The 23,098-nt window shown below is 73.6% G+C and carries 21 protein-coding genes and 1 pseudogene; 16 read left to right on the top strand and 6 right to left on the bottom strand.

Going from position 1 to position 23,098, the window contains the following annotated elements; all coding sequences use genetic code 11:
* The first annotated feature begins 178 nt into the window (after positions 1-178).
* The 11 genes and pseudogenes from ACFYO5_RS15300 (at position 179) to ACFYO5_RS15350 (ending at position 11,763) form a co-directional block, all read left to right on the top strand.
* Positions 179-1,696 carry a sugar ABC transporter ATP-binding protein gene (locus tag ACFYO5_RS15300; protein WP_388708746.1) on the top strand — a complete coding sequence of 506 codons (1,518 nt, stop codon included), beginning with the start codon at positions 179-181 and terminating at the stop codon, positions 1,694-1,696.
* Positions 1,693-2,730, top strand: a complete 1,038-nt coding sequence (locus ACFYO5_RS15305; RefSeq protein WP_356565920.1) for an ABC transporter permease — start codon at positions 1,693-1,695, stop codon at positions 2,728-2,730. The genes ACFYO5_RS15300 and ACFYO5_RS15305 overlap by 4 nt, the downstream gene beginning before the upstream one ends.
* The gene (locus tag ACFYO5_RS15310) at positions 2,723-3,745 is read left to right on the top strand and encodes an ABC transporter permease (RefSeq protein ID WP_388708750.1); all 1,023 of its coding nucleotides are present in this window, start codon (positions 2,723-2,725) and stop codon (positions 3,743-3,745) included. The genes ACFYO5_RS15305 and ACFYO5_RS15310 overlap by 8 nt, the downstream gene beginning before the upstream one ends.
* 50 nt (positions 3,746-3,795) lie before the next feature.
* On the top strand, positions 3,796-4,878 hold the full coding sequence (rhaS, locus tag ACFYO5_RS15315) for a rhamnose ABC transporter substrate-binding protein (RefSeq protein ID WP_388708753.1): 1,083 nt from the start codon (positions 3,796-3,798) through the stop codon (positions 4,876-4,878).
* Between the two features lie 17 nt (positions 4,879-4,895).
* Positions 4,896-5,216, top strand: a complete 321-nt coding sequence (locus ACFYO5_RS15320; protein ID WP_383244162.1) for an L-rhamnose mutarotase — start codon at positions 4,896-4,898, stop codon at positions 5,214-5,216.
* A gap of 54 nt (positions 5,217-5,270) precedes the next feature.
* Positions 5,271-6,695: a BNR repeat-containing protein gene (locus ACFYO5_RS15325; RefSeq protein WP_388708756.1), complete on the top strand. Its 1,425-nt coding sequence runs from the start codon at positions 5,271-5,273 to the stop codon at positions 6,693-6,695.
* 84 nt (positions 6,696-6,779) lie between these two features.
* Positions 6,780-7,811: a LacI family DNA-binding transcriptional regulator gene (locus tag ACFYO5_RS15330; RefSeq protein WP_356565912.1), complete on the top strand. Its 1,032-nt coding sequence runs from the start codon at positions 6,780-6,782 to the stop codon at positions 7,809-7,811.
* 147 nt (positions 7,812-7,958) lie between these two features.
* The gene (locus tag ACFYO5_RS15335) at positions 7,959-9,260 is read left to right on the top strand and encodes an alpha/beta fold hydrolase (RefSeq protein ID WP_388708759.1); all 1,302 of its coding nucleotides are present in this window, start codon (positions 7,959-7,961) and stop codon (positions 9,258-9,260) included.
* A gap of 160 nt (positions 9,261-9,420) precedes the next feature.
* Positions 9,421-9,650: pseudogene (locus tag ACFYO5_RS15340) on the top strand (PIG-L family deacetylase); the annotation flags it as partial.
* A gap of 42 nt (positions 9,651-9,692) precedes the next feature.
* Positions 9,693-10,595 carry an RNA polymerase sigma factor SigJ gene (gene sigJ / locus ACFYO5_RS15345; protein ID WP_388708762.1) on the top strand — a complete coding sequence of 301 codons (903 nt, stop codon included), beginning with the start codon at positions 9,693-9,695 and terminating at the stop codon, positions 10,593-10,595.
* 337 nt (positions 10,596-10,932) lie between these two features.
* Positions 10,933-11,763 carry a pentapeptide repeat-containing protein gene (locus ACFYO5_RS15350; RefSeq protein ID WP_388708765.1) on the top strand — a complete coding sequence of 277 codons (831 nt, stop codon included), beginning with the start codon at positions 10,933-10,935 and terminating at the stop codon, positions 11,761-11,763.
* Here ACFYO5_RS15350 and ACFYO5_RS15355 read toward each other — a convergent pair.
* Complete coding sequence (locus ACFYO5_RS15355; protein ID WP_356565907.1) at positions 11,725-13,287, bottom strand: cytochrome P450; 1,563 nt, start codon at positions 13,285-13,287, stop codon at positions 11,725-11,727. The two genes, ACFYO5_RS15350 and ACFYO5_RS15355, sit on opposite strands and share 39 nt — an antisense overlap.
* Before the next feature lie 107 nt (positions 13,288-13,394).
* Here ACFYO5_RS15355 and ACFYO5_RS15360 point away from each other — a divergent pair, with 107 nt between their 5' ends.
* Both ACFYO5_RS15360 and ACFYO5_RS15365 read left to right on the top strand, forming a co-directional pair.
* Positions 13,395-14,009 carry a TetR/AcrR family transcriptional regulator gene (locus ACFYO5_RS15360; protein WP_356565905.1) on the top strand — a complete coding sequence of 205 codons (615 nt, stop codon included), beginning with the start codon at positions 13,395-13,397 and terminating at the stop codon, positions 14,007-14,009.
* A gap of 83 nt (positions 14,010-14,092) precedes the next feature.
* Positions 14,093-14,815 carry a DUF2470 domain-containing protein gene (locus ACFYO5_RS15365; protein WP_388708769.1) on the top strand — a complete coding sequence of 241 codons (723 nt, stop codon included), beginning with the start codon at positions 14,093-14,095 and terminating at the stop codon, positions 14,813-14,815.
* On the opposite strand, the gene ACFYO5_RS15370 is transcribed toward ACFYO5_RS15365, so the two are convergent.
* The 4 genes from ACFYO5_RS15370 to ACFYO5_RS15385 form a co-directional block, all read right to left on the bottom strand.
* On the bottom strand, positions 14,783-16,030 hold the full coding sequence (locus ACFYO5_RS15370; RefSeq protein WP_388708772.1) for a lactonase family protein: 1,248 nt from the start codon (positions 16,028-16,030) through the stop codon (positions 14,783-14,785). The genes ACFYO5_RS15365 and ACFYO5_RS15370 overlap by 33 nt on opposite strands.
* A gap of 298 nt (positions 16,031-16,328) precedes the next feature.
* Positions 16,329-17,594, bottom strand: coding sequence for an aromatic acid exporter family protein (locus ACFYO5_RS15375; RefSeq protein ID WP_388708775.1), 1,266 nt, complete (start codon positions 17,592-17,594; stop codon positions 16,329-16,331).
* A gap of 140 nt (positions 17,595-17,734) precedes the next feature.
* On the bottom strand, positions 17,735-18,229 hold the full coding sequence (locus ACFYO5_RS15380) for an FBP domain-containing protein (RefSeq protein WP_388708778.1): 495 nt from the start codon (positions 18,227-18,229) through the stop codon (positions 17,735-17,737).
* A 459-nt stretch (positions 18,230-18,688) separates the two neighbouring features.
* Positions 18,689-19,288, bottom strand: coding sequence for an HD domain-containing protein (locus tag ACFYO5_RS15385; RefSeq protein WP_388708781.1), 600 nt, complete (start codon positions 19,286-19,288; stop codon positions 18,689-18,691).
* An 83-nt stretch (positions 19,289-19,371) separates the two neighbouring features.
* On the opposite strand from ACFYO5_RS15385, the gene ACFYO5_RS15390 reads away from it, so the two are divergent.
* From ACFYO5_RS15390 to ACFYO5_RS15400, 3 genes are all read left to right on the top strand, one after another.
* Positions 19,372-19,803, top strand: coding sequence for a hypothetical protein (locus ACFYO5_RS15390; protein ID WP_388708783.1), 432 nt, complete (start codon positions 19,372-19,374; stop codon positions 19,801-19,803).
* A gap of 91 nt (positions 19,804-19,894) precedes the next feature.
* Entirely contained in the window at positions 19,895-21,184 is a 1,290-nt protein-coding gene (locus ACFYO5_RS15395) for an ROK family protein (protein ID WP_388708786.1), read from the top strand.
* Positions 21,185-21,250: 66 nt separating this feature from the next.
* Positions 21,251-21,520, top strand: coding sequence for a hypothetical protein (locus ACFYO5_RS15400; protein WP_356565891.1), 270 nt, complete (start codon positions 21,251-21,253; stop codon positions 21,518-21,520).
* A 354-nt stretch (positions 21,521-21,874) separates the two neighbouring features.
* Here the strand turns inward: ACFYO5_RS15400 and ACFYO5_RS15405 are convergent, their stop codons facing one another.
* Positions 21,875-22,903: an SDR family oxidoreductase gene (locus ACFYO5_RS15405; protein ID WP_388708788.1), complete on the bottom strand. Its 1,029-nt coding sequence runs from the start codon at positions 22,901-22,903 to the stop codon at positions 21,875-21,877.
* Positions 22,904-23,098 lie beyond the last annotated feature (195 nt).

A 23,098-nucleotide genomic window follows, 5' to 3' on the forward strand; every position in this document is an offset into this window, starting at 1 on the left:
TGTCCAGGACCGCTTTCCGTGACCGGTGCGTGACCTTCGACTATCGAAAACTTTTCGAGACGAACCCATTGACGCGACATGTCGCTCATGCCTAACGTCCCGGCAATCCAGTTGAAACCTTTCACGACGTCGTGGCGGCCCCCAGGGACTGTCGGCGGACGTCGTCGAGGAGCCATCCATGACCCACCCGTCCGACACGGGACAAGCCCCGGTGCTGGCGCTCAGGGACGTTTCCAAGTCCTTCGGCGCCGTACGCGCTCTGCGGGGTGTCTCCCTGGAGCTGTTCCCCGGCGAGGTGCACGCTCTCGCCGGCGAGAACGGCGCGGGCAAGTCGACCCTCATCAAGACGCTCGCCGGAGTGCACCGACCGGACGCCGGTCAGGTGCTGCTCGACGGCGAGCCCGTCGTCTTCCACGGCCCCGGCGACGCCCGCGACGCCGGAATCGCCGTCATCTACCAGGAGCCCACGCTCTTCCCCGACCTTTCGATCGCCGAGAACATCTTCATGGGCCGCCAGCCCCGGCGGGCCCTCGGCCGCATCGACCACAAGGCCACTCGCGAGGCCACCGCCGCCCTGATGCGGCGCCTGGGCGTGGACCTGGACCCGGACCGCCCGGCGCGCGGCCTGTCGATCGCGGACCAGCAGATCGTGGAGATCGCCAAGGCGCTCTCCTTCGACGCCCGCGTCCTCATCATGGACGAGCCCACCGCCGCCCTCACCGGCAGCGAGGTCGCACGCCTCTTCGGGGTCGTGCGCACCCTGCGCGACCAGGGCGCCGCGGTGCTGTTCATCTCCCACCGGCTGGAGGAGATCTTCGAGATCTGCCGGCGGGTCACGACCCTGCGCGACGGCGCCCGGATCGCCGGCGAGCTTCTCGACGGCATGACCGAGGACGACCTGGTCCGCCGCATGGTCGGCCGCGACCTCGACGAGCTGTACCCCAAGCAGTACGTCGAGCCGGGCGAGGTCGCCCTCAGCGTGCGCCGGCTGACCCGCGAGGGCGTCTTCACCGACGTCTCCTTCGAGGTCCGGCGCGGCGAGATCGTCGGCCTCGCCGGCCTGGTCGGCGCCGGGCGCACCGAGGTCGCCCGCGCCGTGTTCGGCATCGACCGCTGGGACGCCGGGGAGGTGGAGGTCGGCGGCCGCAGGCTCACCAACGGCGCCCCGTCCACCGCCATGGCCGCGGGCCTCGCCCTGGTCCCCGAGGACCGGCGCGCCCAGGGCCTGGTGATGGACATGTCCATCGAGCGCAACATCGGCCTGACCGGACTCCGTACGACCGTGAAGGCCGGACTGATGGACCGCGGCGCGGAACGCAGCCGCTCCCTCGACTGGGCGGTCCGGCTCCAGGTGAAGTACGCCCGGATCGCCGACACCGTCAACACGCTCTCCGGCGGCAACCAGCAGAAGGTCGTCCTCGCCAAGTGGCTGGCCACCGGGCCCAAGGTGCTCATCGTCGACGAGCCCACCCGCGGCATCGACGTCGGCACCAAGGCCGAGGTGCACCGGCTGCTGTCCGAGCTGGCCGCCGACGGGGTCGCCGTCCTGATGATCTCCTCCGACCTGCCCGAGGTCCTCGGCATGGCCGACCGCGTGCTGGTGATGCACGAGGGCCGGCTCACCGCCGAGATCCCCCGCTCCGACGCCACCGAGGAAACCGTGATGGCCGCAGCCACGGGGAGGGCCGCCGCATGACGGTGACCGCTCCCGAAGCCCCCGCCGCCGAGGTGTCCAAGGCCGACGGCACCCGCCTGGTGGACCGCGTCTTCAAGATGCGCGAACTGGCCATCCTGCTCGTCTTCCTGGTGATGATCGGCATCACCCAGGCCGGCAACAGCGAGTTCCTGTCCGAGCAGGGCATCAAGGACCTGCTGCTCAACGCGACGATCCTGGTCCTCGTCGCCACCGGCCAGTCCCTCGTCGTCATCACCCGCAACGTCGACCTGTCCGTCGGCTCCACGCTCGGCATCAGCGCCTTCGCCGCCGGCGTCTACCTCCAGGACGGCGGCGACCCGGTCGTCGCGGTCGCCCTCGCGGTCCTGCTCGGCATCGGCTTCGGCCTGCTGAACGGCCTCCTGGTCAGCCTCGGCCAGGTGCCGGCCCTGGTCGTCACCCTCGGCACGCTGTACATCATCCGCGGCATCGACTCCATCTGGGTCGGCTCCCGGCAGATCACCGCGGCCGACCTCCCGGAGGGATTCGTCGACTTCGGCTCCGGCGGCCTCTCCGCGGTGCCCTGGCTCGCGATGATCGCGCTCGTCGTCCTGATCGCCACCGCCTACTACCTCAAGCAGTTCGGCAGCGGCCGCGAGCTGTACGCGCTCGGCTCCAACCCGGAGGCCGCCCGCCTCGCCGGCATCCCCGTCCGCAAGCGGATCCTCGTCGCCTACACCTTCTGCGGCGCCCTCGCCGGCCTCGCCGGGGCCCTGTACCTGGCCCGGTTCGGCAACGTCGACTCCGGCACCGGCAACGGCTACGAACTCACCGTCGTCAGCGCCGTCGTCGTCGGCGGTGTGGTCTTCACCGGCGGCTCCGGCAGCGTCTACGGCGCCGCCCTCGGAGCCCTGCTGCTGACCTCCATCAACAGCGTGCTGCCCGCCCTCGGCGTCAGCTCCGTCTGGGTGCTCGCCATCAACGGCATCCTGCTCCTCCTCGCCATCGCCGTCGACCGCGTGGTCGCGCTACGGGTGGCCTCGGCACTGAAGAAGAGGAACGCCCGCCATGCCTGAGTCCGGGTCCCTGGTGAATCGCGCCGTCCGGTGGGACACCGTCGTGGGCGCCCTCCTGATCGTCCTGCTCCTGCTGTCCTTCTCCCTCGTGGACGGCTTCGGCAACGCCCTCAACCTGTCCTTCCTGATCGGCAACACCCTCCCCATCGCGCTCATCGCCCTGCCGATGACCCTGCTGGTCGTCTCCGGCGAGATCGACCTGTCCGTCGCCTCCACGGCCGGCCTGTCCGGCGCGGTGATGGGCGCCCTGTGGAACCAGGGCATGACCATCGAGGCGATCATCCCGGTCTGCCTGCTGCTCGGCGTGGTCTGCGGCCTGGTCAACGGCCTGCTGGTGACCCGACTCGGGCTGCCGTCCCTCGCCGTCACCATCGGCACCATGGCCGCCTACCGGGGCGTCGCGCAGATCGTGCTCGGCTCCGACGCGGTGACCGACTTCCCCACCCAGTACCTGGACTTCGCGGCCGGGCGCATCGGGGACACCTTCGTCCCGCAGGCCCTCCTACCCTTCGTGGTCCTCCTCGCGATCGCCGTGGTCGCCCTGCACGCCACCCCGTTCGGCCGCTCCCTGTTCGCCATCGGCGCCAACGAGGAGGCGGCCCGGTTCGCCGGCATCCGGGTCAAGCGCCACAAGCTCGTCCTGTTCACGCTGACCGGCCTGATGGCCTCCCTCACCGGCGTCTTCTGGGCCCTGCACTACGCCAGCGCCCGCTACGACAACGCCACCGGCCTCGAACTCTCCGTCGTCGCCGCGGTGCTGCTCGGCGGCATCGACTTCGACGGCGGCAAGGGCACCCTCGGCGGCGCCGTCGCCGGTGTCTTCCTGCTCGGCGCCCTGCAGAACGTGATGAGCCTCCAGGACGTCTCCGCCCAGTCGCAGATCGTCGTCACCGGCGTCCTGCTCGTCCTCTCCGTGCTCGGCCCCCGCGTCGCCCGCCAGATCGCCGTCGCACGGGCCGGCCGCCGCTCCGCGTCCCCGCCACCACCGGCGGCGACACCCGCCCCGACCCCGTGACCCCTCAGCCGCCGCCCGCTTCCCCGCGTACTCACAAAGGACCCTCCGTCATGCGCAAGTCAACCCTCCGCCGTACCTGCGCGGCCCTCGCCGCCGTCACCTCCCTCGCGCTCGCCGCCACCGCCTGCGGCGGCACCACCAAGGAGGACGTGAAGAACGAGAGCACCGGCGCCGCGGCCTCCGGCGGCAAGGCCGACCCGAACGCCGCCACCAAGAAGGGCCTCACCGTCGGCTTCCTGCCCAAGCAGGTCAACAACCCCTACTTCACCAGCTCCGACAAGGGCGGCGAGGCAGCCCTGAAGGAGCTGGGCTCCAGCTACAAGGAGGTCGGCCCCTCCAGCGCCACCGACACCTCGGGCCAGGTGAGCTACGTCAACACCCTGACCCAGCAGCAGGTCGACGCGATGGCCGTGTCCGCGCAGGACCCCGGCGCCCTGTGCACCGCGCTCAAGCAGGCCATGAGCAACAAGATCAAGGTCGTCACCTACGACTCCGACACCAACCCCGAGTGCCGCAACGCCTTCGTCTCCCAGGCGTCCGCCGAGGACCTCGGCCGCACCGAGGTGCAGCTGCTCGCCGAACAGATCGGCTACAAGGGCGAGATCGCCGTCCTGTCCGCCGCGCAGACCGCCACGAACCAGAACATCTGGATCGACTTCATGAAGGACGAGCTGAAGGACCCCAAGTACAAGGACGTCAAGCTCGTCAAGGTCGCCTACGGCAACGACGACGCCCAGCAGTCCTTCCAGCAGACCCAGGGCCTGCTCCAGGAGTACCCGAACCTGAAGGGGATCATCTCCCCGACCACCGTCGGCATCAAGGCCGCCGCCCAGTACCTGTCCGGCTCCAAGTACAAGGGCAAGGTCAAGCTGACCGGCCTCGGCACCCCCAACGACATGCGCAAGTACGTCAAGAACGGCACCGTCGACGCCTTCGAGCTGTGGGACCCCTCCAAGCTCGGCGCGCTCGCCGCACAGACGGCCGTGGCGCTGGTCTCCGGTCAGATCACCGGCGCGCAGGGCGAGACCTTCAAGGCCGGCGGCACCAGCTACACCATCGGCAAGGACGGCGTGATCAGCCTCGGCAAGCCGACCGTGTTCGACGCCAAGAACATCGACCAGTTCAACTTCTGAGCAACCAAGGGGTGTTGATGCAGCGCGTGTGCTTCCTGCTGAAGGTCCGGGCGGACCGCCTCGACGAGTACCGCGAGCGGCACGCCGCCGTCTGGCCGGAGATGCTCGCGGCGCTCTCCGCCACCGGCTGGCACAACTACTCGCTCTTCCTGCGCGAGGACGGACTGCTCGTCGGCTACCTGGAGACCGAGGACTTCGCCGCGGCCCAGGCCGGCATGGAGGCCACCGAGGTCAACGCCCGCTGGCAGGCGGAGATGGCGCCGTTCTTCGAGTCGCTGGACGGCGCCCGGCCCGACGAGGCCATGAAACCGCTCACCGAGGTCTTCCACCTCGCCTGACCCACCGCAACCTCCCCCCCCCCGTTCACCTCGTACGACGACGGAGTCCCCGAGATGAAAAGACGTACGCTGCTCGGCGCGGCCCTGGCCGGTGCCGTGGCCACCCCCGCCCTCGCCGCCGGCACCGCACGGGCCGCAGACCCCGGCCCCTCGGTGACGAGGACCGGCACCACGACCCTCGACGGCCAGGCGCTCTACTTCGTCTCGTACGACGGCCTGGTCAACAACAACTCCTTCCAGAAGAACGCCCTGCTGACCTACAAGGGCTACCAGTACGCCGTCTGGTACACCGCCGACCGGGGCGCCGTCGTCGGCCGCCGCGTCCTCGGCGGCAGCACCTGGTCCACCGTGAAGGTCGGCCACGCGCTCCGCTACGACGACTCCCACAACGTCATCTCCATGGGCGTCTCCAGGTCCGACGGCCGGCTCCACCTCAACATGGACTCGCACAGCGACGGGTTCACCTACGTCAAGTCGGTCGCCGGCCTCCTGGACAACCCGTCCGGGCTGAGCTGGACCGCGAGCCGCTTCGGCGCACCGCAGTCCACGCTCGACGGACTCGCGCTCACCTCGCAGTTCACCTACCCGCAGTTCGTCTCCACCCCCGACGGCAGGCTCCAGCTCAGCTACCGGGCCGGGATATCCGGCAACGGCCGCAACGCGCTCGCGGAGTACGACGGCACCAAGTGGACCGACCTCGGCGAGTGGTCGGCCTCCACCGGCACCTACACCAGCGAGCACGGCTCCAGCACGGCCCGCAACATGTACCTCCACGGCATCGACTACGACCGCGTCGGCCGGCTGCACGCCTTCTTCACCTGGCGCGAGCAGAACGGTGCCGTCATGTGCAACGGCGGCGGCATCACCAACCACGACACCGGTTACGTCTACTCCGACGACCGCGGCCGTACCTGGCGCAACGACGCGGGCACGGTGGTCGGCTCCACCGGCGGCTCCGACAAGGTCTCCGTCACCGACGCCGCACTGGTCGTCGACCCGCTCAACCCGGACCACTCCCTGATGAACCAGGAGAGCCAGGCCACCGACTCGGCCGGCCGCCCGCACGCGATCATCAGCTACGTCCCCGGCCGCTTCGGCCAGTGCACCACGAACTACGTCGCCGACCGCACCGCGAACGGCCGCGCCTTCCACCTCCGCAAGAACGCCTCCGGGGCCTGGCAGAAGACGGAGATCCCGGTCCCGCTCAACTCCAGCCAGCGCACCAGGCTGGTCCTCGACAGGTACGACAACGCCTACGCGATCCTCCCGTTCGGCCGGATCGCCGGCGCCTCGAAGGCCTCCGGACACACCGACTGGAAGCTCCTGTTCGACGGCGCCGGCCTCAACGCCTTCGGGGAGGTCCTCATCGACGAGACCAGGATCGCGCAGGACGGCGTCCTGTCCGTCCTCTACCAGGAGAGGTCGAGCGGAACGACCCCCTCGGCGCTCCACGTCGTCGATTTCCGGCTGCCCGCCTGACCGGTCCGGTACGCGGCGGGAGGGCGGTAATGTGAAGGCCCCCCGCCGCCCCCTCGACCCTGTCTCTCTGGAGGTCCCTGCCTGATGGCCCAGTCGGTGGGAATCAAGGACGTCGCCCGCGCCGCCGGAGTCTCGGTCGGCACGGTGTCCAACGTCATCAACCGCCCGGACACCGTGGCCACGGAGACCCGCGCGCGGGTGCTGTCCGCGATCGACCGGCTCGGCTACGTCCGCAGTGAGTCCGCCCGCCAGTTGCGGGCGGGCCGCAGCCGGATCATGGGGCTGCTCGTCCTCGACATGGGCAACCCCTTCTTCGTGGACGTCGCCCGCGGCGCCGAACGGGCCGCCCGGCAGGCGGGGCTGGGCGTGATGGTGTGCAACAGCGCCGAGAGCGCCGGCGAGGAGGCCGAGTACCTGTCCCTCTTCGCCGAACAGCGGGTGCGGGGCGTCCTGCTCACCCCGGCCGACGCCACCGGCCGCAACATCGCCGCGTTCCGCCGCCACGGCATCCCGTTCGTCCTGGTCGACCGCGTCTCCGAGGGCACCACCGAGTGCTCGGTCTCCGTGGACGACGTGGCCGGCGGCGCCCTCGCCGTACGCCATCTCCTGGACGCCGGACACCGCTCCGTCGCGTACGTCAGCGGCCCGCCCGGACTCACCCAGATCCGCGACCGCCGCACCGGCGCCCTGCGCGCCCTCGCCGAGGCCGGCCTCGGCCCCGACCGCCTGCGCGAACTGCCCACCGAGCGGCTGGACGTGGCCGCCGGCCGGGACGCGGGCGCCCGCCTCCTCGGCCTGGCCGACCGTCCCACCGCCGTGTTCTGCGCCAACGACCTGCTCGCCCTCGGCGTCCTCCAGGCCATGTACGCGGCCGGCGTGAACGTCCCCGACGACCTCGCGATCGTCGGCTACGACGACATCGAGTTCGCCGCCGCCGCGGCCGTACCCCTGACGTCCGTCCGCCAGCCGGCCGTCACCATGGGCGCCCTGGCCGCCGACATGCTGCTGGAGGAGACCGAGGAGGAGTCCGGCGGCGCGATACGCGCGCACGAGCACCGCCGCGTCGTGCTCCAGCCGGAACTGGTGGTGCGCCGGTCCAGCCTGTCGTCCCGCTGACCGGCCGTTCAGCAGCGCCCGGTCCCGGACCGGCAGCGGACCGACCGGCCGTTCAGCGGCCGTTCATGATCCCCCGGGCTCCGCCGGCGCCCGGACATGTGCTGGACTGGAGGCGGCCCGCACCTCGATCGCCACGGGAGCCCCACGTTGTCCGTCAGCTACCGCCAGCCCGGCGTCGTCCTCACCGACCGCCGCTTCACCGTCCCCCTCGACCACGCCGACCCGGCGGGGGAGACGATCGAGCTGTACGCACGCGAGGTCGTCGCGAGCGACAAGGCGCGGCAGGACCTCCCCTGGCTGGTCTACCTCCAGGGCGGACCCGGCTTCGGCGCCCAGCGGTTCGTCGGCCGGCAGTCCTGGCTCGACCGCGCCCTGACGGAGTACCGCGTCCTCCTCCTCGACCAGCGCGGCACCGGCGCCTCCGCACCCGCCAACCGTCAGACGCTCCCGCTGCGCGGCGGCCCCGCCGAACAGGCCGACCACCTGACCCGTTTCCGCGCCGACTCCATCGTCCGCGACTGCGAACTGGTGCGCCGCGAGGTCACCGGCGGCGCCCCCTGGACCGTCCTCGGCCAGAGCTTCGGCGGCTTCTGCACGGTCACCTATCTCTCCCTCGCCCCCGAAGGGCTCGCCGCCGCCGTGATCACCGGCGGCCTGCCCTCCCTGGACGCCCACGCCGACGACGTCTACCGGGCCGCCTACCCGCGCATGGAACGCAAGGTCGCCGCGCACTACGCCCGCTACCCGCAGGACGTCGAGCGCGCCCGGCGGATCGCCGAGCACCTGCTCCACCACGAGGTGACCCTCCCGAACGGCTACCGCCTGGGCGCCGAGGCCTTCCAGACCCTCGGCATCCTCCTCGGCGGCAGCGAGGGCAGCCACCGACTGCACTTCCTCCTCGAGGACGCCTTCGTGCCCACCCCGAAGGGCCCCGCCCTGTCCGACGCCTTCCAGGAGGAGGTCCAGGGACTCCTGTCGTACGCCTCGCACCCCCTGTACGCCCTCGTCCACGAGTCGGTCTACGCCCAGGACGACCGGCCCACCGCCTGGTCGGCGGAGCGGGTGCGCGCCGAGTTCCCGCAGTTCGACGCGGCCAGGACCCTCGCGGGCGACGGACCGCTGCTGCTGACCGGCGAGACCGTCCACCCCTGGATGTTCGACCGCGACCCCGCGCTGCGCCCGCTGCGCGAGACCGCCGACCTCCTCGCCGCCCGCACCGACTGGACCCCCCTGTACGACCCGGCCCGCCTCGCCGCCAACGAGGTCCCGGTCGCCGCGGCGATCTACCACGACGACCTGTACGTCGACACCGCCCACTCCCTGCGGACCGCCCGCGCCATTCGCGGCCTGCGCACCTGGGTCACCGACGAGTTCGAGCACGACGGCGTCCGCACGAGCGGCCCCCGCGTCCTGGACCGGCTGCTGGCGCTGACCCGCGACGAGGCCTGACCCGGAGGAGGGCCCCAGGGTAGGGACCACGACCGTGCCGACGACCCCCCGGCTCACCCCCATGCCCGAGGACCGGCGGCGCACCCTCGCCGTCGTCGCACACCCGGACGGCCTGGGGTAGGGCTGCTAGGCGGCGATCGCCGCCCTCGGGCGCCGGAAGGGCGTCCGCCGGGTCGCCGTCGCCGGGTCCGCGACCCCCACGCACGCCGTGGACGCGGCGCCGGACCGGAGCGGGCCGTCGCCTCGCTGCGGCAACACCGGGCCTTCGTCGAGGCGTTGACCGACGAGGACCCCGGGACCTGCGTACGGGCCTTCCTGCCCGAGGTGGCACAGTCCGTGGGGGAACGGTCCGGCGGTACACCGGGGGTGGCCTTCGAACCGTTCGGCCGACAGGGCCCGCAGGGCCGACAGAGGAGAGGAACAGGGGGAACCGTGAACGACGAGGACGCATCGGCGGCCCGTTTCGAGGAGCACCGGGCCCATCTGGGCGCCGTGGCCTACCGGATGCTGGGCTCGCTCACCGAGGCCGACGACGCGGTCCAGGAGACCTGGCTGAAGTTCGTCCGCGCCGACACGAGCGAGGTGCGCAATCTCGGCGGCTGGCTCACCACCGTGGCCGGCCGGGTCTGCCTGGACCTGCTCCGCACCCGCGCGGCCCGCCGGGAGCAGCCCCTCGACGACGGCTACGACACCTTCGTGCCCGACCCGGTGATCCGCCCCCTGGCCCACACCGACCCGGAACAGGAGGTGCTGCGGGCGGACTCGGTGGGCCTCGCCCTGCTCGTCGTCCTGGAGACCCTGGAGCCCGCCGAGCGGCTCGCGTTCGTCCTGCACGACATGTTCGGCGTGCCCTTCGACGACATCGCGCCGATCGTGGACCGCGGCACGGCCGCCACCCGCCAGCTCGCCAGCCGTGCCCGGCGCCGGGTCCAGGGCGCCACGCCCTCGGCGGAACCCGACCGCGCGCGGCAGCGGAAGGTGGTCGAGGCCTTCATGGCCGCCGCCCGCGCCGGCGACTTCGAGGCGCTGCTCGCCGTCCTCGACCCCGACGTGGTGCTGCGCGCCGACTCGGGGACGACGGTGCGGGGCGCGGCCGCGTCCAAACTGGTGCGCGGCGCGGAGGCCGTCGCCCGACAGGCCCTGCTGTTCCGCCGGTTCGCCTCCCACGACCGGCTCGTCCTGGTCAACGGCGAGGTCGGCGTCCTCAACGCCCCGGACGGCGTCCTGCGGGCGGTCCTTGGCTTCACGGTCGCGGACGACACCATCGTCGCCCTGCACATCCTGGCCGACCCCGAGCGGCTCGCGGCCCTGGAGGTGTCGCCGGACGCCGACTGACGCGGACCGTGAGGGCGGGCGGGCCGGAGGCCGACAGGGGGCCCACACCCCGTTTCCCGGGGAGGCGTCGCCCGCCGTCGCGGACGACGGTGCCGTCAGGCGGAGCGACCCCGCGTCCGTCGGCCCCCCGCCGCGGCCGGCTGCCGACTCGGTGACGTCCGAGGCCGCCCTCTCGCTCGGACGGGAGGCCCCCGCCCCACGGCCTTACAGCCCCACGGCTCCCGAGTCCCACGGCCCCGGAGCCCGCAGTCCCGCAGCGCCGGCGGACGTCCTCGTTCCGCGCGAGCGCCGCGCACCGGTGCGCGGACAAGGAGCGCAGGTCAGTAGGGTGGACGGAATGCGAGACCAGACCGTGGACCGGAAAGACCTGCGCGGCGACTGCGAGAACTGCTTCGGGCTGTGCTGCGTGGCCCTGCCCTTCGCCCGCTCCGCGGACTTCGCCCTCGACAAGGACGCCGGAAAGCCCTGCCCCAACCTGGGCGAGGACCACCGCTGCGGCATCCACGCCCGGCTGCGGCACAAGGGCTTCAACGGCTGCACGGTCTACGACTGCTTCGGCGCCGGCCAGCAGGTCTCGCAGGTCACCTTCGGCGGCCGGGACTGGCGTACGGCCCCCCGGGACGAGACCCGCAGCATGATGGAGGTCTTCCCGGTGGTCCGGCACCTCCACGAACTCCTCTGGTACCTCACCGAGGCCCACGCCCTGCCCGCGGCCCGCCCGATCCACCCCGAGCTGGGACGGGCGCTCGAGCGCACCGAGGAGCTGACCCGGGGCACCCCGGAGGAACTCGCCGCGCTGGACGTGCCGGCCCACCGCGAGGAGGTCAACGCCCTGCTCCTGCGGACCAGCGAACTGGCCCGCGCGGGCCTGCCCGGCCGCAGGAAGGAACACCGGGGGGCCGACCTGATGGGGGCCCGCCTCAAGGGCGCCGACCTGCGCGGCGCGAACCTGCGGGGCGCCCTGCTCATCGCCGCCGACCTGCGCGGAGCCGACCTGAGGGGTGCCGACCTCATCGGAGCCGACCTGCGCGACGCCGACCTCACGGACGCCGACCTGACCGGCGCGCTCTTCCTGACCCAGCCGCAGCTCACCGCGGCCCGGGGGAGCGCGGGCACGCGGCTGCCGGGGTCAGTCGGCCGGCCCGCGCACTGGACAGCGGGGCGCTGAGGCGGCCTCCTCCGCCACCGGTTCGGCCACCGTGGCCGCCGTCGGGGCGCGCCGTTCCAGCCGTAGCCGCAGCCCTTCCGGCATCAGCGTCAGCCGTTCGGCCACCCGCAGGCGGTAGCCGGGGTCGGGCACCAACTCGTAGCGGCGCAGCAGCAGGCCGAGCACCAGCGTGGCCTCGTGCAGCGCGAACTGCCGCCCGATGCAGGCCCGCGCCCCGGTGCCGAACGGCTTGAAGGTGTGCGGGGCACGCGCGCGTACCGCGCCCGGCTCGAAGCGGTCCGGGTCGAACTCCTCGGCGTCGGCGCCCCACACCTCGGGGTCGCGGTGCAGCATCGCCGTCAGCACCAGCGCCCAGCCGCCCCGCCGCATCGGATGCTCACCGGCCAGGACGGTGTCCTCGCGGGCCTCCCGGGCGAACGCGGGCGCCGTCGGCCACAGCCGCAGCGACTCGTCGAGGACCCGGCGCACGTATCGCAGCCGGGCCACCTGGTCGTACCCCGGCACCGGGGCGTCGCCCCACACCCGGTCCACCTCGGCGCGGGCCCGGGCGGCCACCTCGGGGTGCCGGGACAGGTAGTGCAGGGCGAAGGAGAGAGCGCCCGAGGTGGTCTCGTGACCGGCGACCAGGAAGGTGACGACCTGGCGCCGTACGTTCTCCGCGGACAGCCGCTCCCCGGTGCTCGGGTGGGCCGTGTCCAGCATCCGGTCGAGAAGGTCGCCGTCGCCGCCCGGACCCGCCCGGCGGGCCCGCACCAACGCGTCGACCGTGCGGTCGAGGTAGGCGATGTCGGCCTCGTTGCGGCGCGTGGCCCGCCACAGCAGCCGGGGCGACGGCACGGTGTTGAGCCGCTGCGCGTAGCTCAGGGTGCCCACCATCGCCGTCACGAAGGGGTGCGGCCGGGGCCGTTCGAAGGAGCCGAAGTCGTGCCCGAAGCCGGTGCGCGCGATCGTCTCCAGCGTCAGCTTCGTCATGTCGCCGGGCACGTCCACACCGTGGCCCGAGGCCGCCGCGCGGTCCCAGTGACCGGTCAGCCGCTCCGCCACGTCCAGCATCATCGGGTGGTAGGCCTCCATGGCCTCCCGGCTGAACCCGGGCGCCAGCACGTCGTGCGCCAGCTGCCAGTTGGGCTCGTGGTTGTACGCCGTGAACAGGGCGTCCCCGACCACCGGCCGCAGGTTGGCGACCCCGAGCCCCACGTGCTTGGCGAACCGTGTCTCGTCCGCCATGTCGGCCGCGAGCCGCGCACCCCAGACGAAGACGAACTCCCGGCCGAAGGCGCGCCGACGGAATATCGGCCCGAGCCGGCGGCCGTACGTCAGGGAGTCCTGTACCGGGGTCCGGTGGCTCGCGCCGAGCACGTCCCCGAGGAGCGGCAGCCGGTACGGCGGGCGCGGGATGCGCCGCAGTTCGGGCCACCCCTGTTCGGCGTCGCGGAACCCCTTCGGCAGCGCGGTCCCGGTCTCCGGGCCCGGTCGCGGCCCGGCCCGCGTGCCCCGCTCCGCCCCGGACGTCGTCTCCGCCATGACGCGATCTCCTTTGATCCTGCGGCAGGTCGAGCGTGTTGTACGTGGGTTCAATAACGCTTCCAGTCTCGTCCCGTCGCTGATCCGGCGTCAAGTAGAGTGCCGGCATGGCCGCCAACCAGGGGGAGCGCACCCGGCGCCGCCTCAGCATCGAGGAGCGCCGCGAGCAGCTTCTGTCGGTCGGCGCGCGCCTGTTCTCGGAGAGTCCGTACGACCAGGTGCGGATCGAGCAGGTCGCCGAGATCGCGGGTGTCTCGCGGGGGTTGCTGTACCACTACTTCCCGGCCAAGCGGGAGTTCTTCGCGGCGGTCGTCGAGCGGGAGAGCGAGCGGATGCTGCGCATGACGGCGGCGGTCCCCGGCGTGCCCGTCCGCGAACAGCTCACCGCCGGCCTGGACACCTACCTGGAGTACGTCCGCGCCCACGCGCACGGCTATCGCGCCTTCCACCGGGCGGACGCGGCCGGCGACCAGGCCGTGCGCCGCGTCTACCAGCGGGCGCTGGCCGCCCAGGAGCGCCAGATCCTCGCGGCACTCGCCGCCGATCCCGAGTTCGGCGCGCTGTTCGGGGAGCGTGCCGAGGTGCGCCTCGCGGTGCGCGGCTGGCTGGCGTTCACCACGGCGGTGTGCCTGGAGTGGCTGCGCGGGTCCGGCGACGCGCTGTCCCGGGAGCAGGTCCGGGAGCTGTGCGCGCGGGCGCTGCTCGGCGTCATCGCCCGCTGAAGGTGCCACGGCTTCGGGGGGAGTGGTTGGCCTACGCCCCGGACTCCGATAGGTTAGGCAAGGCTTACCTAAGGAGGTTGGGGATGGGTGACAGCGACAGCTGGACGGCCGCGCCCGGCGTGGCGGAACGGGCCCGCTCGGTGCTCGCCGCGTCGTGGTCCTGCGCGGTGACCGCGGACGGCGGCCGCGAGGAGTTCGTCGGCGCGCACACCGTCGGCGACGACGGGCAGGTGGTCCTGCGCGTTCCGCGGGACAACGCGCTGCTGACAGCCGCGATCCTCGCGCCGCGCGGTGAGCCGTCCGCCGTGCTGGAGTTCGCCGACGTCGCGCCCGTCCCGGTCCGGGACCGCGTCCGCGCCCGGCTCTGGCTGGCCGGCTGGTTCGTCCCCGGGGACGGCCACCTCGCCTTCCACGCCACCCGCGTCGTGCTGAAGGAGTCCGCAGCGGTCGTCGTCGCCCTCGACGAGTTCGCCGCCGCCGAGCCCGACCCGCTGGCCCTGGCCGAGGCGCACCTGCTCACCCACCTCGCCGACGCCCACCCCGACGCCGTGGAGCGGCTCACCCGGCTCGTCCGCGCGCAGAACCTGCACGGCGCCGTCCGGGTCAGGCCGCTCGCCGTCGACCGGCACGGACTGACGCTGCGCATCGAACGCGCCCGCTCCCACGGCGACGTACGGCTGCCCTTCCATGCCCCGGCCGACGACGTCGGGCAGCTCACCGAGCGCATGCACGTCCTGCTCACGCAGGCCGCCGCCGCGTCCTGCCCGCGTGCCCTACAGCGGCAGCGCACAGACCGCGACGGGTGACGCGAACGGCTCGCCCGCGCGTCGCAGGGCACCGTCGCGGCCGTCCACCCGGAACACGCCGACCGTGCCGGAGCGCTGGTTGGCGACGAACAGCAGCCCGCCGTCGGGGGAGAGGGCGAGCTGGCGGGGGAACTCCCCGCCCGACGGCACCGTGCCGAGCAGCCGCAGCCGCGCCCCGTCCGCCTCGACGGCGTAACGCGCGATCGTGTCGTCGCCCCGGTTGGCGAGGAAGGCGTACGCGCCGTCCGGCGTGACGGCGAGCTGCGCCGGGTGGTTGGTGCCCGCCTTCGCTCCCGTGGACTGCGGCCGGCCGATCACCAGGCGGCCGGAGGAGGGGTCGTACGCGCAGACCGAGACCGTGTCGTCGACCTCGTCGGCCAGGTACGCGTACCGGCCGCCGGGGTGGAAGGTGAGATGACGCGGACCCGCGCCCGGCCGGGTGTGGGCCTGCGCGACCTCCGCCAGCGTGCCCGCCCGCTGGTCCAGCCGGTAGGAGTAGACGGTGTCGGTGCCGAGGTCCACGGCGAGGACATGGCCGCCGTCCGGGGCCGTGACGATCTGGTGCGCGTGCGGGCTGTCCTGACCCGGTCCGGGCGCCGGACGGCTGTGGGTGACCAGGTCGGTGCGCTCGCCGAGCGCCCCCGAGGCGTCGATCGGATGCACGGCGACCGTGCCCGAGCCGTAGTCGGCGCTCAGCAGCCAGCGGCCGCCCGGATGCACCGACAGATGACAGGTGTGCGCCCCGCCCGTCGCCCGGCTCCCCAGCACCCGGCGGTCCGCCGTGCGCACGGCGGCCACGGCACCGCTCTCCCGCTCCTGGACGGCGTACAGGGTCCGGCCGTCCGGATGCGCGGCGAGGTAGGACGGGTCGGGGACGCCGGTGATCGTGCCGGCGCCGGTGATCCGGCCCGACACGGGGTCGTACGAGGCGACGCCGATGCCCTTGCCGCCGCCCTCGGCGGAGGTGTAGGCGCCGAGGTACAGGGGCCGGGGGCCGGACGGCCTCCTCGGGGGCTGCGAGGAGGCGGAGGTCGTGGAGGCGGCGGACGGCCCGGCCGGGGTGCCGCTCGCCGTGCCGCCGTCCGGTGCGGCGGGGGTGCCCGGCCGGTCGGCCCCGCAGCCGGCCAGGGCCGGCCCCGCGGTGCCCGCGCCGAGCGCCGCGAGGAAACGACGCCTGCTCCAGCCTCCGTGTGCCGCTTCCGTCCCACTGCCCATGTGCCGCACCTCGGGTCGTCGTCCGTCACCGTCGTCACCGCCACCCTGCCGTGACGACCGCCGAACACAAAACCGGACGCGGAAGCCGAAGGCGGAAGCCCGGCGCCTGGAGGGCGCGGGGCCGGACGGTACGGCCCCGCCTACCGGTCGCCGTCCCGCACCGGCTCTCCCCCGGCCACCTCCGTGACCACCCCTGGCCGTCCCTCCGTGGCCGGCCCCACGGCCGTCCCCGTGGTCGTCGTCGCGAGGGGGCCCGGCGCCGGGCCCTCCCGGCGCGCGTCCTCGTGGGTTCGCCGTCTCACGTGGAACGACGCCGGTCCCGTTGCCGGGTGCGCCGCAGGCGGTCGGGAACCCTCAGCCGCCGGTGGATGCGCTCGCGCGACCGCGACAGCCACGGCAGCCGGCCGCTCTGCTCCCGCGTGGCGCGGTCCAGCTCCTCCAGCAGGCGGTGCGAGCGGTGCTCGGTGTCGAGTTCGTCGAGCATGCGGTTGACCTCGGTCAGCACCGCGCCGTGCAGCTGCCACTGCCGGGCGTCGTGCTGGAGCTGCTCCAGCAGCAGCTGGGCCAGCTTGTCGCGGGTGGCCGCGGCCTGCCGCAGCTGGGAGCTGAGGCGCTCCTCGGCCGACTCCGCGTTCTCGCTGACGTGCGTGGTCACCAGCACCGCGAAGCTCACCACCGCGTCGGCGATCTCCGACAGCAGCCGTTCCAGCGTGGCGCTCGTCTCCGCCGGGAACAGCGCCGCCGGCTCACGTTCCTTCGTCAGGTCGGTGAGGGTGCGCGCGAGGACCCTCAGGACGACCGTGCAGATCTCCAGGGTGTCCAGGCCGGTGCGCAGCACCACCCGGTGCAGCACGCCCTCGCGAACCCGGGGATTGAGCCGCAGGCTGTCCTCGGCCTGCCGCAGCGCCGCGTCCACCTCGACGATGTCGTGGTCCAGGCGGCGCGCCTCGTGCAGGCGGGCGGCGGCCTGTTCGGACGGGGTGCGGCCGGCGGCCTCCTCGCCGATCCGCAGCATCAGCTGCCGCACCCGCCGGGCCAGGCCCTCGATGGACTCGCCGGCCTCCTCCACCCACACCGGGGGTGGCAGCAGCAGGTTGATGCTCAGGCCCACGACGGCCCCGATCAGGGTCTCCAGGACCCGAGCCCAGGCCGTGTTCCCGACCGTGGTCACGCCCAGCACCAGCATGGCGCTGATCGCCACCTCGGGCACGTACTCGTCGACCCGCACCAGATGGCCGACGCCCAGCGCGGCCACGATCAGCAGCCCCAGACTCCACCAGGTCAGCCCCACCAGCAGGCTGAAGGCGATGGCGACCAGCACGCCCGCCACCACCGCGTTGACGCGCCGCACGCCGTTGGTGAGCGTCGCGTACAGGGTGACCTGGACGACGAGCAGCGCGGTCAGCGGCGCCGTGAGGGGCGCGGCCTCCGGGCTCAGGTGCAGCGCGATGACGTAGGCGATCGTCGCGGCTGCGGAGGATCGCAGGGCCTGGACGACCGCGGGTTCACGACGGCGCCGCACGAACCGCACGAGCGGTGCGGCACGCTCACGTACATCACGCATCCCTTGGCCAGTTCCCGTTCCTCATCACCCTCGAACGTCACGTACGTCACGCACTTCGAAAGGAGGCACCGAACGGACGCGTCGACCCGACGGGCACTCGGGACCTCCGGCGCGTCCCTTCCGAGGGGTGCTCCCGGAGATCAGTCGAACAGCTTGTCGAGAAAGGCGGCCAGGTTGCCGGTCGTCCGCGCGATCTGCTCCTCCAGCGTGAGGCTCTCCTCGAACCGGCCGCCCGACTCGGGGACCCTCTTCCCTCGCACATAGAGGGAACAGGCCAGGTCCGTGCACATGTACAGGCCCACCGAGTTGCCCTCACGCCCCGCCGCGCCCGCCTTGCGCGCGGTCATCAGGGAGACCCCGCCGCCGGGATGGGTGGTCAGGCACAGCGAGCACATGCTGCGATGCAGGAACCCGCGCCGCGAGGCCGGGAACCGCAGGGTCACACCGACCGGACGTCCGTCCCGCTCGGTCACCAGATAGCTGCGGTCCGGGGCGCCCGGATCCCGCCAGCCCAGGAAGTCCAGATCGTCCCAGGGCCGCGAGTCGAGATCCCGTGGCACCGCCAGTCTCCTGGCCTCCCCCTTGGAGCAGTTGACGAAGGAGTCGCGGATGTCGTGCTCGGTGAGTGTCCTCATCGCAAAGGTCTCCAGGATCGTGGGGCCCAGGGCGACCGGCGGACGGATCGCCTTTCCTTGGCCTCCTAGGTTTCTGCCTAAGCGTAAAGGGCCACGGCGAGCGGGAGCCACTGCTTTTCCCTCAGGTCTTGTCACCAGGGTGTGGGGGTGGTCGCGGGGGGTGTGAGGGCGGTCACGGCGTTCGCGCCCGCTACCACGCCACCGACACGGGGCCAGCCCTACGCGCGCGTGGCGGCCTGCGGCGCAGCGGCCACCGTGCTTTCCGCGCCGCGGTGCGCCGCCCCGCTTCCCGCCCGCGGCGCGCCGCCCCTGTTCCTACGGCACCGGCCCCCACCGTGCTGCCCCCGCCGCGATGCGCCGCCCGCTGCCCGCGCCGCGTGCGCCGCCCCGGTTCCTACTGCACCGACCGCCACCTCCTGTCCACGGCGCGAGCGGCCGCGTCAGGTGCCCCCGCGGTTCTCAGCCGTGCACCGGATGAGCCGCCTGCCAGGCGAGTCTGCGGTGCGCGGCCTCGCCGACGTGGGTGAGGAACTCGTCCAGGGCCAGGAACTCCTCCCAGGCGGGGCGCCCGCCGGCGCGGCACAGGCCGGCCACCACCAGGTCCTCCAGGCCGGGCACGCGCTTGTTCTTCCAGACCTTGTCGGCCAGGCTCACCAGCAGGTCCTCGACGGCGGTCTCCGGGGTCCAGGAGGCGTGTCCGGCGGCGAAACGCGCCAAGTCGGGCGGTACGCCGCGGGCCAGCAGGAGATCCCGGCCGGCTTCCTCGTGCCGCGAGCCGGGGCCGGACAGTTCGCCGGGGTGCAGGGCCTTGCCGACGTCGTGGGTGGCGGCGCCGAACAGCACCGCGCCGGCGTCCACCGCCAGTTCGGGGCGGTGTGCGCCGACCCAGTCGACGAGTTGCGCGGCGACGTCGTGCACGGCCCGCAGATGCGCCACCAGCCGGAGCGGTGCGGCCACGTCCCGCAGCAGTTCGGCCACCGCCGCGGGCAGCGGCCGCAGCGGCGGGTCGTGCGTCTCGTCCAGTGCGGTCGACAGCACGCTCGGGCGGCCTGTGGTCATCGGGCCAGGGTAGTCAGTACGGTCTACGCACCCGAGCGGGTAGGGCCGGCTCGGGTGTACGAGGACGGGGAAGGGGGCGCGCGGTGGCAGGGTCGGGGCAACGGGCGCCGCGCGCCCTGACGGTGGCGGGCCTCGCGCCTGAGCGCCTCACCCACATCGGCGCGCTCGGCGGGGGCGCCTACGACACCGACCGGCCGGGCCCGGCCGGCGGACCCGTCGGCGGGGAGCGGATGTTCCGGGGCGACCCTCTCGCCGACCTCGTCCCGTCGGCGCTGCTCGGCGACATCCGCGAGGACGCGGCCTTTCCTCGCCGGTTACCGGGAGGCGGGCGGGCGGAGTTCGACGCCCCGGCCCGCCTGCGCCCGGCGCTCCACGGCCCCCACCTCTGCCTCGTCATGCCCACCGAAACCGTGCCGCGAGCGTTCGCCGAAGGCCGTGCCCGGCGGGTCCGGGGGCCCGTCGCACCCGAGGCGCTCGCGGCTCTCGAAGAGACGGAGAAGACCGGCCTCTCTTAGCTCACAACGTGAACTAAGGGTTGGAGAATGTCGCGCCGACCGCACCCGCCCAGGTATGTTGCAGGTCGGGCAGGGTTCGAAGGGGGCCGACATGGCGGGGCGCAACGGGCGTACGGTACGCGATCTCAGGCGGGCCAACCGCACGGCCGTCCTGCAACGGCTCTACTTCGACGGCCCCCTCAGCCGCTTCGAGCTGGGCCCGGTCACCGGCCTCAGCTCCGGTTCGGTGAGCAACGTCGTCGCCGACCTGGTAGCCGACGGCCTCGTGGAGGAGGCCGGCAGCGTCGATTCCGACGGCGGCCGGCCCCGCACCCTGCTGCGCGTCGCGCCCGGCGCCGGCCACATGATCGGCGTGGACGTCGGCGAGACCCGCGTGCGCGTCGAGCTGTTCGACCTGACCCTGACCGAACTGGCCCGCACGGAACGCCCACTGGAGCAGCGGCGGTACGAGGTCGAGGGCATCGTCGGCCACATCCGCGACGGCATCGCCCAGGTGCTCGACGCCGCCGGCATCGCCCCCGCACGGCTGCTCGGCGTCGGCATCGGCGTCCCCGGCATCGTCGAGCGCGGCCCCGAGCACGGGGCCGTCGTGCACGGCCAGACCATCGGCTGGGACGCCGTCCCGCTGGAGGAGCTGCTGCGGGCGGGCTCCCCGCTCCCCGAGAGCGTCCCGTACTTCATCGACAACGGCGCCAAGACCCTGGGCCAGGCGGAGATGTGGTTCGGCGGCGGCCGGGGGGCCCACAACGCCTGCGTCGTCCTCTTCGGCTCGGGCGTCGGCGCCTGCCTCGTCACCCCCGAGGTGGAGCACGGCCGTGCCGTCGAGTGGGGACACCTGACCGTGCGGGTGCGCGGACGCCGCTGCCGTTGCGGTGCGCTCGGCTGCCTGGAGGCGTACGCGGGCGCCGAGGCGCTCCTCGACCGCTGGCGCGAGGAGGGGGGCGAGCCCCCTCGGGACACCGACGAGGAGACCGCGCTCACGGCGATGCTCGCCGCCGCCTACCCGGCCGACGGTGCCGAAGCCGACCCGGTCGCCCTGGCCGTGCTGGAGGAGACCGCCGAGTACCTGGGCGCGGGCCTCTCCGACCTGATCAACCTCTTCCAGCCCGAACGCATCCTCATCGGCGGCTGGGCCGGCCTCCAGCTCGGCGCCCGCTTCCTGCCCGCGGTACGCCACCACGCCACCGCTTACGCGCTGCGCCACCCGGCCGAGAAGGTCACCGTCGAACTCGGCCGGCTCGGGCCCGACGCGGTGACCGTGGGCGCCGCGATCCTGCCGCTCGCCGACTTCTTCTCGCGCGGCGGCCGGCGCCCCGAGCCCGTCCCCAGCGGACCGGCCCCCGCCTGGCGCACCGCGCTGCAGGAGCGCGCCCCGCACTGAGGTTTCGCCGGCCACCCGGGAGGTACCCGACCCCTCCGTGCGACACGACCCCGAAGGGAGGACGTCGTGACCGACCATCGTCTCGAAGGACCCGGAGAGAACGGCACGCCCGTCCCGCGCGACCTGCCCGACCAGCAGGCCGACGGCGGCGAGGACCCCTGGGAGATCGCCCCCGCCCGGTCGGGGGAGAACCCCGGTACGAGCGACGAGTCCGCCGACGCCGGTACGGACGCGGACGTCCCCGACACGGACGAGGCGGGCACGGGCCGCCAGGGCGCTCCCCGCCCGGCCACCGTGAACCCCGACCAGCCCACCCCCGACGAGCCGTCCGACTGAGGCGGTAGGGTCCCGGCGGCCCCCGATCACCGGCCGCCCGGTCGGCCTGCGGCGCTCGTCCGCACGGCCGACCGGGCGGTTTCGTCGTGCCGCGGTTCGTGGCGAGGGCAGTGGGCCCGGGGCCGGCTCCCGTCCGGCCAGCGGAGGGTGGGGGCTCCCGTCCGGCCAGCGGGGGGCTGGAGCCGGCTCCGGCCCGGCCGGCTCCGTGTGGTCCGGCCCGTCGTCCGGGGGGTCCGGACGCCTCCGACGAGTCCGGACCCCTCCGACGACCTGTTCTCCGCCTGTCGTCTTCTCCGCCCGTGGTCCGGGCCGCTCACGTCGGGAGGGCCCGGACGGGACGGTCGGGTGCGGCCGTCAGCCCACCGTGCGTCCCCGCATCGGCTCCGTCGGCGCTCCCGCGCCGGCGCGGACCCCGTGCAGGAACTCCTCCAGGACCTCCGTCGCCGTGTGCTGCGGATGCCAGCCCAGTTCGACGCGGGCGCGGGTGGAGTCCATCAGCGGAAGGCGCAGGACCGCGTCGAAGAGGTGCGGCGACGCGGGCAGCAGGCGCAGTCGCCAGGCGGCGGCGATCGCCGAGCGGGCCGCCGGCCTCGGCAGTCGCACCGGCCGGGCGTCGAACATCTCGGCGAGCAACTCGGCGTCCAGGGGCGGATCGGCCGCGAGGTTGAACGGCCCGCGCACGTCCGTGTGCACGGCGAGCCGGTACGCCTGGGCGGCGTCATCGGTGTGCAGCGCCTGCACCCGCAGCCCCGGCACGTCCGGCAGGAACGGCAGCAGCTCGGGACGCAGGGCCGGCCCCGGCAGGAAGCGGCCGCCGAAGATGCGGCGCTGCTCGCTCGCGGACTCCCGCTTGAACAGGAACGCCGGCCGCATCCGCACCACCCGCGTCCGCGGATGATCGCGCTCGAAGGTGTCCAGGGCCCGCTCCAGATAGGCCTTCTCCCGGCAGTACGCGGCGTCCGGCCAGCCGTGCGTGGGCCACGACTCGCCCACCGGGCGCTCCTTGGGCCCGGGTGAGTAGGCGCCCACCGACGAGGCGTGCACCAGCGTCGGCACGTGCGCCGCGGCCACCGCCTCGAACACCCGCAGACTGCCCAGCACGTTGGTCCGCCAGGTCTCCGCGGGATCGCGCGTCGGCTGGAACGCCCATGCCAGATGCACCACCGCGTCCGCGCCCTCGAACACCCCGGCGAGACCGGGGTCCTCGGAGCGCAGGTCGACCGCCGCCCACTCCGTCTTCGGCGGTGTCCGGTCCGGGAACCGCCGGGCCAGCCCCACCACCGACTCCACCTCGGGATCCTCCGCCAGCAGCCGCACCACACTCGTGCCGACGTTGCCGGTCGCCCCGGTGACCACGACCCTCCTGCCCGACCCGCTGCTCACTTCGACTCCTCTCGCCGCCCTCGGCTGGAGCGCGACGAGTACCCCCGTACGCGGCGAGGCACGCGACACCAGGTCTCGACGGGGCGGACTCGGGGGGTGCCGCAGCCGCCGGGCGGACACCGCCCGCGCCGGCCCGTCGCGGTGAGGCCGCCGCCCACCTCCGGCCACGCGGGAGAGCCCGCTCCGGTTGGAGCA

The sequence above is a fragment of the Streptomyces sp. NPDC006259 genome (assembly GCF_042870975.1).
GTDB lineage: Bacteria > Actinomycetota > Actinomycetes > Streptomycetales > Streptomycetaceae > Streptomyces.